The sequence below is a fragment of the Reichenbachiella faecimaris genome, assembly GCF_900176375.1.
GTDB classification, from domain to species: domain Bacteria; phylum Bacteroidota; class Bacteroidia; order Cytophagales; family Cyclobacteriaceae; genus Reichenbachiella; species Reichenbachiella faecimaris.
In genome coordinates this window covers 376395-391120 of sequence record NZ_FWYF01000002.1, presented here as the reverse complement: position 1 = coordinate 391120, position 14726 = coordinate 376395, and the positions used below count along the sequence as shown (strand labels likewise).

Here is a 14726-nt window from a genome sequence, read left to right as displayed (position 1 = left end):
TTTAGTTTATGCAAATCGAGCCCGGTAAGTTACTCGCCCAAATCAACTCTCCCGCGGACATGAAGGACTTAGATGCTGTCCAATTGGTCAAGTTGTCTGAGGAGCTTCGTCAATATATTGTAGACGTAGTGTCTGTTTATGGCGGGCATTTTGGCGCCAGCCTAGGAGTTGTTGAGCTCACTGTTGCACTTCATCATGTTTTCAATACGCCAGAAGATCAGTTGGTCTGGGATGTAGGACATCAGGCGTATGGTCATAAAATATTAACTGGGCGTAGAGAACAATTTCATACCAATAGATTCTACAAGGGACTTTCAGGTTTCCCTAAAAGGAAAGAAAGTGAATACGATTCTTTTGGAGTTGGACATTCTTCAACCTCAATCTCTGCGGCACTTGGCATGGCGGAAGCATCTCGTCATAAAAACGAAACGAATAAACAACATATTGCTGTAATTGGAGATGGTGCCATGACAGGAGGAATGGCATTTGAAGCTATGAATCATGCAGGAGTTTCTAATTCAAATTTGCTGATCATACTCAACGACAATTGTATGTCGATCGATCCCAATGTAGGTGCTCTTAGGGATTACCTAACGGATATTACAACTTCCAAAACGTACAATAAGATGCGTGATGAGGTCTGGAATATTTTAGGGAAAATCAGCAAATTTGGCCCTAATGCTCAAGAAATAGGCTCCAAAGTTGAAAGCAGTGTAAAGTCATTCTTACTCAAGCAAAGCAATCTTTTTGAGTCTCTCAATTTAAGATACTTTGGGCCAATTGATGGCCATGATGTCAATCATTTGGTGAGTGTGTTGAATGATTTAAAAGACATTTCAGGCCCTAAAATATTGCATTGCCTGACCAAGAAAGGGAAGGGTTATTCTTTGGCAGAAAAGGATCAAACCAAGTGGCATGCTCCTGGCACTTTTGATAAGTTTACTGGGGAGATTCATAAAAAGGTTTACGAAACACCTCAACCGCCAAAATATCAGGAGGTCTTTGGCCACACCATTGTAGAACTGGCGGAAAAGAATGACAAAATAATGGGAATCACCCCAGCCATGCCGTCTGGCTCTTCATTGAATATTATGATGAAGGCCATGCCTGATCGAGCGTATGACGTAGGTATTGCCGAGCAGCATGCAGTCACTTTTTCAGCAGGCTTGGCGACTCAGGGCTTGGTGCCGTTCTGTAATATCTACTCTACTTTCATGCAGCGCGCCTACGATCAAGTAATACATGACGTTGCTATTCAAAATTTGAATGTTGTATTCTGCTTAGACAGGGCAGGGTTTGCTGGCGCAGATGGGCCCACTCATCATGGAAATTATGATCTTTCATATTTTAGATGCATTCCAAATATGGTGGTATCTGCTCCTATGAATGAGGAGGAGTTGAGAAATTTGATGTACACTGCACAATTGCCAGACCAAGGGCCTTTCTCCATTAGGTACCCAAGAGGAAATGGCGTGATGCCAGACTGGAAAACGCCCTTTGAGGAAATTGAAGTAGGGAAGGGGAGAAAACTTCGAGATGGTGGTGAGTTGGCTTTCTTGACATTGGGTCATGTTGGTAATTATGCTACAGAAGCGTGCGAAAGACTGTCAAAAGAAAGATTGAATGCAGGTCATTTTGATATGCGATTTGTCAAGCCCCTTGATGAGGAGATGCTTCATGAAGTTTTCAAAAAATATAAATACGTCATCACAGTTGAAGATGGCTGCCTTCAGGGCGGGTTTGGAAGTGCCGTTCTGGAATTCATGGCAGATCAAGGCTACCAAAGCAAGGTGTTGAGACTTGGTATTCCTGACGAGGTAGTAGAGCATGGTACGCAATTGGAATTGCATCAGGAGTGTGGATTTGACCCAGAGGGTCTATATCTATCTGCAAAAAAATTACTGGTTCTACAGACTGCATAATCCATAGTATTTTCCTTCTCTATTTTCATTATCACAAAAATTCTAATCTTGGAGTGTTTCAAAATACGTATATTGTATTTCAGCGTCCATCGCTTTTATGATAATAATGAATAGATATTTGTTTGCTTGTTTACTGGCTCTACTCATGAGCCTACCCTCTTGCAAACGATCAAATTTAGAAATGACTGCTCTGGAGGATGTTCCACAAACTGCAGACTCTACATTTGGGTATGATCCAGAACAAATGACCCAAGTGGATTTTGAGCAAATTAAAGAAAGAGGGTATTTCACGGCTATAGTTGATAACAGCTCTACTGGCATGTTTCTTTATCGTGGAGAGCCCATGGGCTATGAATATGAACTGCTCACCCTTTTTGCCCAAAGTATAGGCATAGAAATTCGATTTGATATCACGCCTAGTCTTGAAGATGGTTTTCGAAAGTTAAATACAGGTCAAGGTGACATTTTGGCTTATAACCTATCCGTAACCAAAGAACGTCAGCGGTTTATGGAATTTACGACGCCGCACAACTTTGTTCGACAAGTGTTGGTGCAGAGAAAACCAAATAACTGGAGAGACATGAAACTCCATGAAATTGAAAAGACACTATTACGCAATCCCATTGAACTAATTGGGAAAGAGGTCTATGTAAGAAAAGGTTCTGCCTATACCAACCGCCTGAAGCATTTAGCTGAAGAAATAGGCGGAGACATCCTAATCGTGGAGGAGTTTGATGAATTGGAAACTGAAGCCCTCATTGAATTGGTCGTAGAAGGCAATATAGACTTCACAGTTGCAGACGAGGATGTGGCATTGGTGAACGCAAGATATTTTCCGATATTGGATGTAAAGACAGCCATTAGTTTTCCCCAGCAAATTGCTTGGGGTGTAAGAAAAAATGCTCCCCAATGGCTCGATACCTTAAATGCATGGATTGGCGAAATGAAGAGAACAACCGAATACTATGCGCTATACGACAAATATTTCAAAAGCACACGAAAGAGTAAAGAGATGGTAGAGAGCGATTTCTTTTCTAAAAACTCAGAACGAATATCTCCTTACGATAGTATCATCAAATTGAGTGCAGCAAAAATAAACTGGGACTGGCAGCTTCTAGCTGCTCAGATATCTAAAGAATCTCGTTTTGATCCACGAGCTGAGTCATGGGTTGGGGCAAGAGGTTTAATGCAAGTCATGCCAAAGACTGGTAAGTCTTATGGTGTTAGAAACTTGTTCAATCCTTCCCAAAACCTGAAAGCGGGAATTAGGCACATCTTATGGTTACAGGACGTTTGGAAGGATATTGATGATGAAGAAGAGAAAGCCAAATTTGTTTTGGCCTCATATAATGTAGGTCAGGGGCACGTACAAGATGCGGTGAGATTAGCAGAAAAATACAGCGCTGATTCTGAAGACTGGGAAGACGTGGCTAAATATTTGAGATTAAAATCAAAGAAAAAATATTACACTGATCCAGTAGTAAAATTTGGTTACTGCCGGGGAGATGAACCAGTGGATTATGTAGCTGATATTTTGTATAGATACAGTCGCTACTTGCAGTTGGATCAGAGTGTTTCTCAGGCTGTAGAACCAGGAGGATAATTGGAATACTTCTAATTGATACCCGAAATTTTATATTTAGGTGCTATCTTTAGAATTCTTAAATTGTTTGCATATCACTATGACTCCACAACTTCATCAACTCTACATCGAATACATCAAAGCCAGAAAGATCAAAATTCCTGAAGATCAATTTAACTATCTGGCCAAATTATACCCTGCGCTGCTGGTCTGCATGAGTGATGGAGTGCTAGATAAAGAAGAATGGGATGGTATTGTGATGGCGACTCGCGGGCTTTCTGCAGAATTTGTGAAGTCGCCAGATGATGATCGTGATAGAATTGCCATGTCATTCAGGACTGAAATCAGATATTTGCTCGACAATGTGGATAAATGGAACAAGAAATTTTTAAATGCCCTTCACGCTTCCATTCAAGGCAATAAAATCGATCAAGAGTTTATTATGGAAACAATGTATCTATTTGCCAATATCACAGATGGTATATCGGATGAAGAGGAAGAAGCAATTAAAAAATTAGCTCATAGATTGGAAATAGATCATAACTGAGGCTTAGGAAGTTTCACCTGATCTAGGTAGAAAAGTATGCGATTCGATTTATAGTTGAGCGGAGAAATTTTAGTTATCTCAACCGATTTGTGATTGATGAAAACTTCAAAATAATTTCCATTTAATAAAAACAGATTCACCTTATATTCATAGTACCTAATGTCGGTAATGAAAGCTCCATTTTTGTAAATATGTTGAACCTGCTCCCCTAGGGACATGTTCAGAAATTGCACCTGGGTCATTTTATCATAATGTTGTTGATTTCAATATACTTAAAAATCCAGAAAATCTTTTAGCGATTTATCGAATATTAAATCGTGTTTCCCCTGTAGTATTTCATCCAAATGGTTGTGATATTCACTGAAAGAAGTGAGATTGTTGTGCTTTCCTCCATGGATGGGTATCAATCGAGTGGTCAATGGAGCTTCCTTACGTAATCTGACGCTTGATCGGTATGGAATTAACCCATCTTTTGTGCCATGAATAATGTAAATTGGACACCTTACATACTTAATCCAGATGTCAGTTCGTATATGATACTTGAGTAAAATCGACAATGGAAGGAAAAACAACCAACGCGAGGTCAGTTGAGAAAGGCTATAATATGGTGCATCTAGGATAAGCATTTTGGGTCGGTTTTTAGAAGCTAGTTTAGCAGCAAACCCAGAACCCATGGATCGTCCATAGATTATAATTTTTTTCTCTGGATACCATGCTCTGACCTGATTGTAAACAAACTGGCTGTCCTTATAAATGGCTTTCTCAGCACGTTTTCCTGTGCTCTTTCCAAAGCCTCTATAGTCGATCAGCAGAACTTCATAATCGCTCCTTGTGAAGTCTCGAGCATATTTGCTCCAGCCTTTGATACTTCTGGTATTGCCATGAAAATATATGACAATACCTTTTGAATCCTTGACCGTAAAGTGAAGGCCATTTATTCTTACCCCTTCTTCTACGTCAAAAAAGTGTTCTTGGAAGGGCTCATCGTATTTGTACTCAAAGTCTTCAGGCAGCTTCTCTGGATGAAACATAAAATATTCTTGAACCAAAAAAACTAGGATAGAGAGGAATAGGTAAAGGCCGAGTCCAATCCAGATATACTTTTCCATAGCTAAAATTTAGCGGAAAAGAACTAGCAACCCAAATTGCACGGATTTAGGAGAGCGTCTTATAATTTTATGACATTGGTGTTTTTTCTACTGACCATTACAGGGGGGAGGTTGGCAAGTATTTCTTTATGCATGGCTTCTAAAAGCTTCTTTTTGGCATAACTTTTCTTTACCACAAGACCCACTTCCCTGGTAGGAACAGGATCAGAAAATTTCCGAAGTTTTGTTTGCTCATCTTTGGTGAGATCCAGAGTGAATAACTCGGGTAAGAGTGTGTACCCACCACGACGATCAACGAGCTTTTTCAGTGATTCTAGAGAGCCGCTTTCATATAGCACCCGATTATTATATCGGTCGGCCTTTTTAGCATTACAGATATTAAGCATTTGACTTCTGTAACAATGACCCTCGTCTAGAATCCACAAGCCTTCATTGTTTAGTTCTGATGAGGCCACTTTTTTGTGATCATACAAGGGATGTCTGTGAGATACATAAGCGAAAAATTCCTCGTAAAACAAAGGGCTTTCTTTCATGCTTTCTTCATTCAAAGGTGTCACCATGAGCCCAATGTCAATTTGATCTTTTTTCAATAGATCCAGCATGTTGCCAGTCATGTGCTCACTGACCTGAAGATTTATCTTTGGATACTTTTCCACAAAAGACGAAATAAACAAAGGAACCAAATAAGGAGCCAATGTGGGTATTACACCAATTTTAATGTCACCTCGGATTTCGTGTTTTTCGTCATCAATGATTTCACTTACTTTTTTAGACTCGGCAATAATTTTTCTTGCCTGCTCTAGAATTTGCACACCAATCTCTGTGGGCTCTATGGGGTGTTTACTTCTGTCAAATAGAATGATTCCTAAGGTATCTTCCAGCTTTTGTATTTGCATACTAAGCGTGGGTTGAGTCACAAAACATTTTTCCGCCGCAATTGCGAAATGCCTGTAATTATCTAGAGCAATTATGTATTCGAGTTGTACTAATGTCAATGGATCAGAAAGTATAAGGTGAAAAAAAGGCTCGAAATTCGAGCCTCAAATATCATTCAATAATTTTAAATTCTACGCGCCTATTCTTTTTTCGATTGTCGGCGGTGTCATTGGGTGCTACGGGTAGGGTTTCTCCATAGCCCACAGATTCAAGCCTGGAAGCGCTGATTCCATTGGCAATGAAATAACTGTAGACAGACCAAGCCCGTCTTTGAGACAAGTCCAAATTATAGTCGTCATCGCCTACAGCGTCTGTATGTCCTGAAATCTCAATGCTGTTAATCTTATTGGTTTGAAGCAGTTTCAACACCCTATCCAATTCAGCATAAGACGAGGTTCTCAGATCTGATTTATCAAATTCGAAGAAAATGTTGTTTAGCGCAATAGCTGCCCCTTTTTCGATTGGAGATAAGAAAAGATCCTTTTGAATATCTGTGGTTTCGGTCACTTCATTCAAATCTATATTTTCACTTTGCGAAAGGTAGCCTTCTTTTTCAGCAATAACTCCATAAGTGGCGCCAGGCCTTACTTTAAATACAAACTCTCCGTATTCGTTAGTATCTGCGTTTCCTACTGTTATTCCATCTGGCAACCGCTCCACTAAAACACTGCTCATAATGGGTTGAGTTGTTTTAGAGTCAAATACTTTTCCATGAATCGTCACGAATATTTCAGTGGGGTCAAGTACTGGTTCATCAGTAGGCTCTACAAACAACTCGTCTATACGAAATCTGAATACATCAGTATTCTCATCAGCTCGGCCTCTTGTGAAATAGGCATGGCTTCCAGTGGCTGGGATATTAAAGTATGTATCGTCGTCTGAGCCATTCACCCCTTTGCCCAAGTTTTCAGGTTTAGACCAGTTAGTCCAGGTGTCGTCGAGACGTTTGGATACATAAATATCTGCTCCTCCATATCCTCTAAAACCTTTTGATGAAAAGTAAAGCGTCTCACCATCATGATGCAGGAAAGGGCCACTTTCTACATCAGCAGAGTTGACTACATTACCAAGATTTTTGGGTTCACTGAAATCACCATTTGGCTGAACAAATGACACATAAATATCTCTATCCCCATAAGTATCATCTCGCTCTATGGCCATCAAAATAACTTTTGTATCTGTACTCATATAGTAATCTACCTTTTCAGAATAGTTATAGTCATTTTCAATGTTAAGGTTTGAGGGTTTATCCCATTTTCCATCTCCCTTACTTCTACTCATCGACACGCCTTGCGCCATGCGACCCCTTTTTTCATACCTATTGCCAAGAAGAAGAACGGTTTCGTCGCCGACTTGTGTAATGGAGCAAATGAAGTTGGGGCCTGGCGTATTCAGTGGCGGGCCTAGATTTTTTGCTGGAAGCCATTCTTGCGTTTCTTCATCCAATTCCGAATACCAAATGTCTTCATAGTCATCTACTCCTCCCACATTGTCAGGGTGAGCTCTTCGGCTGAAGTACAAGGTTTTCCCGTCTGGAGAAAGTATGGGACTTTGTTCCAAATATTGACTGTTCACGTTTTCCCCTAGTCGCTCGGTAACCAATTGTTGATTTACGTTTTTCGCCAAATCAATTAATACACTAATGGGAATATTGGAAGAGGAGAGCCCAATAGCATCAATACTGTTGAAACCTGGTACGTTTCCGCCTTTGATATCTACCCTAATGTAGGCGATTCGATATGGGGTTTTTTCAAAAAATAAGTTTAGCAGTCTGCTCTGAAGCGGGATTGGACGAGGGTTAAGGTCAAATATTAAGTATTCATTATCCAGTGAATCATAGGCAAATACTTTGGAGATGGCACCTGGGTTTTCTGTCTCTGCAATAGCGATTTGTTGTGCTCGAATGGGAGCGTCGAATTTTACCACTATGTACTCATTATTGTCTGGCTGAGCAGGCCTCCAGGCATTTGGACTTTCCCCACCTTTTGGATACACATTTGGTGCATGCAAAGCCTGACTGGCCGCATACTGTAGTGCCGTGGTCTCGGAGGTTACATGCATCACTTCTGATGCCCATTTGACGGTTTCTTGTGCGTATAGATTACAGGAGATTAGGCCAGCAACGAATAAAGTGATAATGTTTCTCATTGAGGATGATAATTTATTATAGGTAGTAATAAATATATTCAATTTTTTATTGCTTCAGGATTCTAACTTCAACACGTCGATTTGCCGTACGGGCTTCATCAGTTCTTTCTCTGCTCAAAGGTTGAGTTCCGCCAAAGGCTTTGGTTAGTATTCGGGCTTTTTTCACACCTTTTTTCACCAGGTAATCTTTTACCGCATCTACTCGCTGCTGAGACAATTGCAAGTTGGCATCAGCATTACCCTGAAAATCGGTATGTCCTTCTAGTTGAATATTTACGGTCGGCCGCTGGTCAAGCCAAAGCACAAAATCGTTGAGTTCAGCATAGGAAGATTCATCTATAACCGCTCGACCTCTTGCAAAAATTAGATTATGCAGGTCAAATTTTTCATGAGCAGCGTCTGGCTCCATAATGAAGTTCTTTTCTATCAACTGAGTGCCATTATCCACAATTTCAATTTCTTCACTTATCGTTTTGAACCCATCAGCTTTTACATTGATAATGTACTTGAGATTTGCTAACATATAGAGTTCGTACACACCGTTTTGCTGATTAGTAGCCGCAATTCCCATGTCGTCGTAGTAAGGCAATTTTTCATAAAATACGTTTGCAATGAGTGGGGACTTGGATTCATTATCGAGAACAGTACCCGTGACTCGAATAAGCGTACCTTCCTCATGCGCCTGTGCAAGGGCATTCTGATGGGATAATAAAAGTAGGTTAGAAATAAAGAAACAAAGCGAAAATAGAAAGCCTGTTATTTTCATAGTTCAAGTAGATCTTTTTATCAAAGGTTTGATAACCTGTAATTTACAATTTTTTAAAAATTTACTCTAATGAATGATCATTGAATAATAAGTAACCAAAATGCAGCAAGGCTCCCCACTGATGTTGGGGGTCATCATAATAGTTGATATGAAAACCTACAGCACCTATCAGGGAGTGGTATACGAGCCCAGTTGTAGCCGCATAAGATGGGTTTATCCAGTCTCTTTCGAATTTTGGGACTTCACCATTTGCTCCTACTACATTTTCTGTGGCATTAAAAACGTATCCCTCCAGCCGAAACTGCAAATTTTTGGTAGGGGACCACACGTTCTTTAAACCAACAGCAATAAATTGACGAGCTCTGAAATTTTCTAATAAGACAGTTTTACTGTCTTGCAAAGGGTAAAACCCTGTAGCGTTTATGACAGTACTTCTCGTAGTTCCTAAAACAGGCTGATTAGAATATTGAATCTCTACAATAGTCCCTAAGCTGAATTTCCGACTGAATGCGTAATATCTTTCAGAAGCTACCTTAGTCGTAAACCACTGCCTGTCATTTTTTGAAGCTATGATTGCCGAAGTTGCTCCTGGAGTGTAGCTACTTTCTATAATAAATTGATTGATTGCGAATTCAAACTTGGATCCTTCAGAAGCAAACTGTGGATAATTTAGGTTGTCGTGGAATAGATTTGCTTCAAGCCGCAAGCCCTTCAATTGTAGTTCATCAAAGTTTTCGTTTGTGTTGATTTGCGGTCGGTTGCTAAATTTATCTTTGTTTAAAAGATACGAAACTTCGGCACTTAGACCATATTTCCTATTTAGCGGGAAGCCAAAAAAAAGTCCCAATTTTCTATCCACTCTATCGAGAATGGTCAGGTCGGGTTCGCCAAGCAAATAATCGGCTAAATTCAAATAATCTCGATGGTTGAGAACTATCGTAGGGCCAAAAGAAAAAGGCCGTTTGCCCGGGAGTGTAAATCTGTTCTTGAAGTACATAGACTCATAAAAAGGCCCAGCAAAGAGTTTCAGTTCATATTCCTCCAGTATGCGAGTAAGTCTTTTGAAATCAAATCCCAGGTACATGTAAGAGATATTGCGTGAAGTTAGACTGCCACCTATTTTGGCTTTGAGTCTTGGGTTGGGATTGCCAGATAGGCGAAATGCATAGTGCTCGTCCTTAGAATAGCTGGGAAATATGTTAATGAAATAGTCATTGTCAATCAGCCTGTAGTATGCTCTTTTGGCCTGTTCAAACTCAAAGGATTTGTCCTTATCAAAGACGTTGGTAATGTATTGAGATGTTTTCTTACTAAACCCATCAACTTGAACCGTGTCAAAATAATGCCGCATTTGCCGGTTTAAGAATGCTACTCTTCTTTCTTGCAAGCTGTCGGCTGCTACTCGACGTTTGATTTTACTTTGAATTTCATCAATTTGACTAAGAGCAGTTTGATACCCAATCTCATAGATTTCATTAGCCTTTTCAAAATCCAGTGTACTATATTTTGAAAGATTTACATCTATAAAAACATCAGAACTGTCCAGTTTCGAAGGGTCTCCTTTGTTTAGCATAAAAAAGAGTAAAGATTCAGCCAACAATTTCTCATCGTCATCTTTAGGATATTTTTTTAAAACCTTACTCCCCACATTCACCCCTATAGTGACATCAGGGTTGAATTCTTTTTTTGCAGGTACGATTGGGAAATTGTTGTAAACGCCACCATCAAAAAGTAGTTCACCATTGATCCGCACGGGTCGATAAAGTAAAGGAATAGCCATGGAAGAGCGTATGGACTCATAAAGCACCCCACTGTCAAGAATCACTTGTTCTTCCATAAAAATGTTGGAAGCTATAGCTCTGAATGGCACAAATAAACTGTCATAGTTTCCATCACAGACATACGAGGCATGTTGCAGTCGCTGGGCTAGATTAATATTTAAAACAAAATCTCTATCTAGAGACGGGTCAAAACTAGACTCAAAGGCTGAATCAAAATCCAATTTCACAGTGAGCCATGAAGGATCTGGAGGGTTTTCATGAAAGCTGTATTGATATTTTTCATCAATGATGCCATCTACCCAATCCTGCAAATCCTGAGATAATGCCAGATTCTTAATTTGCTCTGGCGTATAACCTGCAGCATAAAATCCCCCAACAATACTGCCCATAGAAGTACCAACCACATAGTCAACGGGGATATTATGCTCTTCAAGTGCTTTTAAAACACCTGCATGAGCAATTCCCTTTGCACCGCCCCCACTTAAAACCAAGGCTACCTTTTGACCATTTACTGACACGGAGACTAGTAGAAGGAGGTAAAATAGATAAGGTTTCACAGAAAGTGAATACATAGTTGATTTCAATTGGCTTGCCTAAAAATATCTTAAACCATTGGAACGCAGGCCGAAAATTTTAAAATAAACGAGTCAAAGTTATTTCAAATCCTATATTTGCCGCATAGGTACTCATTCTATATGGCTTCCAAATTATACGACAGCACCCAACTCGATTTGTACAGAAACCGATCCAAATTCAAATGGGTGGTTTTAGCCATATCAATAGTCATTAGTATCGTCTCCATTTACTATACCAATGTTTTAGTTGAGCAGATCAAGGCGCGTGAAGAAAAATTGATTGCTCTTTATGCAAATACGCTTGAATACTTTGCCAATCAGGAAAACAATACAGATCTCAATTTCATTTTTGATGAGATAATTCTTTCGAATAAGTCTATTCCTGTAGTTATGGCTGACGAGCTGGGGAACCCTCTGGAGTATAAGAATATCCCAGCGGCAGATAGAGCGGCTACTAGAAAAGAACGCAATCGAATTTTGCTTACTGAAATTCGAGAAATGGAGGAGGAACATGAGCCCCTGTTGGTCACACTACGTAGGGATGGAAGTATTACAGGCTATCAATTCATTTACTATAAAAATTCTTTGCTTCTTACTCAGTTGAAGTACTATCCCATAACACAGCTATTTGTGATAGGTATTTTTGGAATGATTGCCTTTTTGGTTTTCAACTATTCAAAGGCAGCAGAGCAAAATAAAGTCTGGGTTGGCCTGGCCAAAGAAACAGCCCACCAACTGGGAACCCCACTATCTTCTTTGATGGCATGGGTAGAATATCTCAAGTCTGACGAAAAGCTCAAAGACATGGATATGATTGTAGAACTGGAGAAAGATGTCGAGCGTCTGAATATGATCACCTCTAGATTTTCAAATATTGGGTCAGAGCCCATTCTTGAAAGCACCAATGTTTATAACCTGATTGAAGAAACGTTGAATTATCTCAAAAGGAGAATTTCTACCCGAGTGGAATTCACCTTGGTTTGTTTTCCCAATAGAGAGCTTGAGGCCAATATCAATAAACCACTTTTTGAATGGGTAATAGAGAATCTTTGCAAAAATGCAGTGGATGCCATGGGAGGAGAAGGCAAGATACACATCAAAGTTTTGAAGGCTAACGAAGGCCATGTCATCATAGACATTTCAGATACTGGCAAGGGCATGACCAAGGCTGGTATTCAGAAAATATTCCAACCAGGCTATACGACCAAAAAACGCGGATGGGGACTAGGATTAACTTTGGTCAAACGAATTATAGAAAACTATCATAAAGGGAAAATCTATGTGAAGCGTTCGGATGTGAATCGTGGAACTACCTTTCGCATTTCGCTTAAATCCTAACTACGTAAAAAGAAGTCGGATACTTGGCGAAAACTCAATTATTACCTTAACTTCGCACTTTGAAAAAACAGGACACAATTTTTCATTGAAATAAACAATCAAGAAATGGCAAATAGTGGTAAAATCACACAAGTAATTGGCCCGGTAGTCGATGTAAGCTTCGAAGCTGAAGGTGCTCATGTCCCAAATATTCTGGACGCACTTTACGTAACCAAACAAAACGGACAAAAGGTAGTGTTGGAATGCCAGCAGCACTTAGGCGAAGACAGAGTTAGAACTATCGCGATGGAAGGTACCGAAGGACTCACCAGAGGTATGGAAGTTATCGATACTGGCTCGGCAATCACTATGCCTATCGGAGAAGATATTAAAGGTCGTTTGTTCAATGTGATCGGCGAAGCTATCGATGGTATTGAGCAACCAAAAGGAGAGAAATCTCTTCCTATTCACAGATCTGCTCCTGCGTTTGAAGACCTATCTACTTCTACTGAAGTACTATTTACAGGTATCAAAGTAATTGACTTGATTGAGCCTTATTCTAAAGGGGGTAAAATTGGTTTGTTTGGTGGTGCTGGTGTTGGTAAAACTGTATTGATTCAGGAATTGATCAACAATATCGCCAAAGGACACGGTGGACTTTCAGTATTTGCTGGAGTTGGAGAAAGAACAAGAGAAGGAAACGATTTGCTTCGTGAGATGATTGAGTCTGGTATCGTAAACTACGGTGACGACTTCTTGAAATCTATGGAAGAAGGTGGATGGGATCTTTCCAAAGTAGATAAAAAAGCATTAGGTGATTCAAAAGCAACCTTTGTTTTTGGTCAGATGAATGAGCCTCCTGGGGCAAGAGCGAGAGTAGCACTTTCTGGTCTTACTGTTGCTGAATATTTCAGGGATGGTGATGGCGAAGGAGAAGGAAAAGATATCCTGTTCTTCGTGGACAACATCTTTAGATTTACGCAAGCTGGATCTGAAGTATCTGCATTGCTAGGACGTATGCCATCAGCAGTGGGATACCAGCCTACATTGGCAACTGAGATGGGTGCCATGCAAGAAAGAATTACTTCTACAAAGAGAGGATCAATTACTTCTGTACAGGCCGTTTATGTACCTGCAGATGATTTGACTGACCCTGCGCCTGCAACTACATTTGCTCACTTGGATGCCACGACTGTACTTTCAAGAAAAATTTCTGAGTTGGGTATTTATCCAGCAGTGGATCCATTGGATTCTACTTCAAGAATTTTGTCTGAAGAAATCGTAGGTGCTGAGCACTACGGATGTGCACAACGAGTTATCGAAATTCTTCAGAGATACAAAGAACTTCAAGATATCATTGCTATTTTGGGTATGGACGAATTGTCTGACGAAGATAAGCAGGTGGTACACAGAGCAAGAAGGGTACAAAGATTCCTTTCTCAGCCATTCCATGTAGCAGAGCAGTTTACTGGTTTGCAAGGGGTTTTGGTTGATATCAAAGACACCATCAAAGGATTCAACATGATCATGGATGGTGAATTGGATCACTTGCCAGAGGCGGCTTTCAACTTGGTAGGCGGCATCGAATCAGCGATCACAAAAGGAGAAAAATTATTGGCTGAAGCTAAATAATTCACACTATGTATTTAGAAATAATCACACCAGACGAAAACGTTTTTGAAGGAGAGGTAGAATCTGCCATGTTTCCTGGAAGCGATGGTTCGTTTCAGGTTCTTAACGATCACGCCCCTTTGGTTAGTTCTGTAGGGAAAGGTGATGTGAAGATTTTGAGACTGCATGACAAGAAAACCGAAGAAATACATTTTAGTATAGATGGTGGAGTCGTAGAAGTGCTAAACAATAAAATTTTAGTACTAGCCGAGTCAATCGGGGAGTAAAGTCAGGTGTAAAAATATAGGGAAAGCCATGAATTTTAATTCATGGCTTTTTTTGTGTCTAGTCTATTTTGACAGGCACTAAAATTGGCGGCGAGTTTATGAATTTTTTTGTATCTTGTTGGCTAACTATCTAATTTAAACGACT

Annotated in this window: 11 protein-coding genes; 6 read left to right on the top strand and 5 right to left on the bottom strand. The window is 40.0% G+C overall.

Annotated features, from left to right (window positions below; genetic code table 11):
* The first annotated feature begins 8 nt into the window (after positions 1 to 8).
* From dxs to B9A58_RS09520, 3 genes are all read left to right on the top strand, one after another.
* A complete protein-coding gene (dxs, locus tag B9A58_RS09530) occupies positions 9 to 1922 on the top strand; it encodes a 1-deoxy-D-xylulose-5-phosphate synthase (protein ID WP_084372620.1) in 1914 nt (637 codons plus the stop codon).
* A gap of 106 nt (positions 1923 to 2028) precedes the next feature.
* Positions 2029 to 3525, top strand: coding sequence for an MltF family protein (locus tag B9A58_RS09525; protein ID WP_245827051.1), 1497 nt, complete (start codon positions 2029 to 2031; stop codon positions 3523 to 3525).
* Between the two features lie 79 nt (positions 3526 to 3604).
* Positions 3605 to 4051 carry a hypothetical protein gene (locus B9A58_RS09520; RefSeq protein ID WP_084372618.1) on the top strand — a complete coding sequence of 149 codons (447 nt, stop codon included), beginning with the start codon at positions 3605 to 3607 and terminating at the stop codon, positions 4049 to 4051.
* Positions 4052 to 4323: 272 nt separating this feature from the next.
* Here the strand turns inward: B9A58_RS09520 and B9A58_RS09510 are convergent, their stop codons facing one another.
* From B9A58_RS09510 to B9A58_RS09490, 5 genes are all read right to left on the bottom strand, one after another.
* Positions 4324 to 5160, bottom strand: coding sequence for an alpha/beta hydrolase (locus tag B9A58_RS09510; RefSeq protein ID WP_084372617.1), 837 nt, complete (start codon positions 5158 to 5160; stop codon positions 4324 to 4326).
* A 59-nt stretch (positions 5161 to 5219) separates the two neighbouring features.
* Positions 5220 to 6155, bottom strand: a complete 936-nt coding sequence (locus tag B9A58_RS09505; RefSeq protein ID WP_084372616.1) for a hydrogen peroxide-inducible genes activator — start codon at positions 6153 to 6155, stop codon at positions 5220 to 5222.
* Positions 6156 to 6207: 52 nt separating this feature from the next.
* Complete coding sequence (locus tag B9A58_RS09500) at positions 6208 to 8244, bottom strand: OmpA family protein (protein ID WP_084372615.1); 2037 nt, start codon at positions 8242 to 8244, stop codon at positions 6208 to 6210.
* Between the two features lie 46 nt (positions 8245 to 8290).
* A complete protein-coding gene (locus tag B9A58_RS09495; protein WP_084372614.1) occupies positions 8291 to 9010 on the bottom strand; it encodes an OmpA family protein in 720 nt (239 codons plus the stop codon).
* 61 nt (positions 9011 to 9071) lie between these two features.
* Positions 9072 to 11363 (bottom strand): patatin-like phospholipase family protein, encoded by a 2292-nt coding sequence (locus tag B9A58_RS09490; RefSeq protein WP_084372613.1) that lies wholly within the window; start codon positions 11361 to 11363, stop codon positions 9072 to 9074.
* Between the two features lie 123 nt (positions 11364 to 11486).
* Between B9A58_RS09490 and B9A58_RS09485 the strand changes: the two genes are divergently transcribed.
* The 3 genes from B9A58_RS09485 (at position 11487) to atpC (ending at position 14581) form a co-directional block, all read left to right on the top strand.
* Entirely contained in the window at positions 11487 to 12704 is a 1218-nt protein-coding gene (locus tag B9A58_RS09485) for a sensor histidine kinase (RefSeq protein ID WP_084372612.1), read from the top strand.
* 105 nt (positions 12705 to 12809) lie between these two features.
* Entirely contained in the window at positions 12810 to 14315 is a 1506-nt protein-coding gene (atpD, locus tag B9A58_RS09480) for a F0F1 ATP synthase subunit beta (RefSeq protein ID WP_084372611.1), read from the top strand.
* Positions 14316 to 14323: 8 nt separating this feature from the next.
* A complete protein-coding gene (gene atpC / locus B9A58_RS09475) occupies positions 14324 to 14581 on the top strand; it encodes an ATP synthase F1 subunit epsilon (RefSeq protein WP_084372610.1) in 258 nt (85 codons plus the stop codon).
* The last annotated feature ends 145 nt before the right edge of the window (positions 14582 to 14726 follow it).

What these genes read in the sequence shown, in the direction of transcription:
- B9A58_RS09500 (WP_084372615.1), bottom strand. Translation starts at nt 8,244, where the DNA reads ATGAGAAACATTATCACTTTATTCGTTGCTGGCCTAATCTCCTGTAAT.
- atpC (WP_084372610.1), top strand. Translation starts at nt 14,324, where the DNA reads ATGTATTTAGAAATAATCACACCAGACGAAAACGTTTTTGAAGGAGAG.
- dxs (WP_084372620.1), top strand. Translation starts at nt 9, where the DNA reads ATGCAAATCGAGCCCGGTAAGTTACTCGCCCAAATCAACTCTCCCGCG.
- B9A58_RS09510 (WP_084372617.1), bottom strand. Translation starts at nt 5,160, where the DNA reads ATGGAAAAGTATATCTGGATTGGACTCGGCCTTTACCTATTCCTCTCT.
- B9A58_RS09525 (WP_245827051.1), top strand. Translation starts at nt 2,029, where the DNA reads ATGAATAGATATTTGTTTGCTTGTTTACTGGCTCTACTCATGAGCCTA.
- B9A58_RS09490 (WP_084372613.1), bottom strand. Translation starts at nt 11,363, where the DNA reads ATGTATTCACTTTCTGTGAAACCTTATCTATTTTACCTCCTTCTACTA.
- B9A58_RS09520 (WP_084372618.1), top strand. Translation starts at nt 3,605, where the DNA reads ATGACTCCACAACTTCATCAACTCTACATCGAATACATCAAAGCCAGA.
- atpD (WP_084372611.1), top strand. Translation starts at nt 12,810, where the DNA reads ATGGCAAATAGTGGTAAAATCACACAAGTAATTGGCCCGGTAGTCGAT.
- B9A58_RS09485 (WP_084372612.1), top strand. Translation starts at nt 11,487, where the DNA reads ATGGCTTCCAAATTATACGACAGCACCCAACTCGATTTGTACAGAAAC.
- B9A58_RS09495 (WP_084372614.1), bottom strand. Translation starts at nt 9,010, where the DNA reads ATGAAAATAACAGGCTTTCTATTTTCGCTTTGTTTCTTTATTTCTAAC.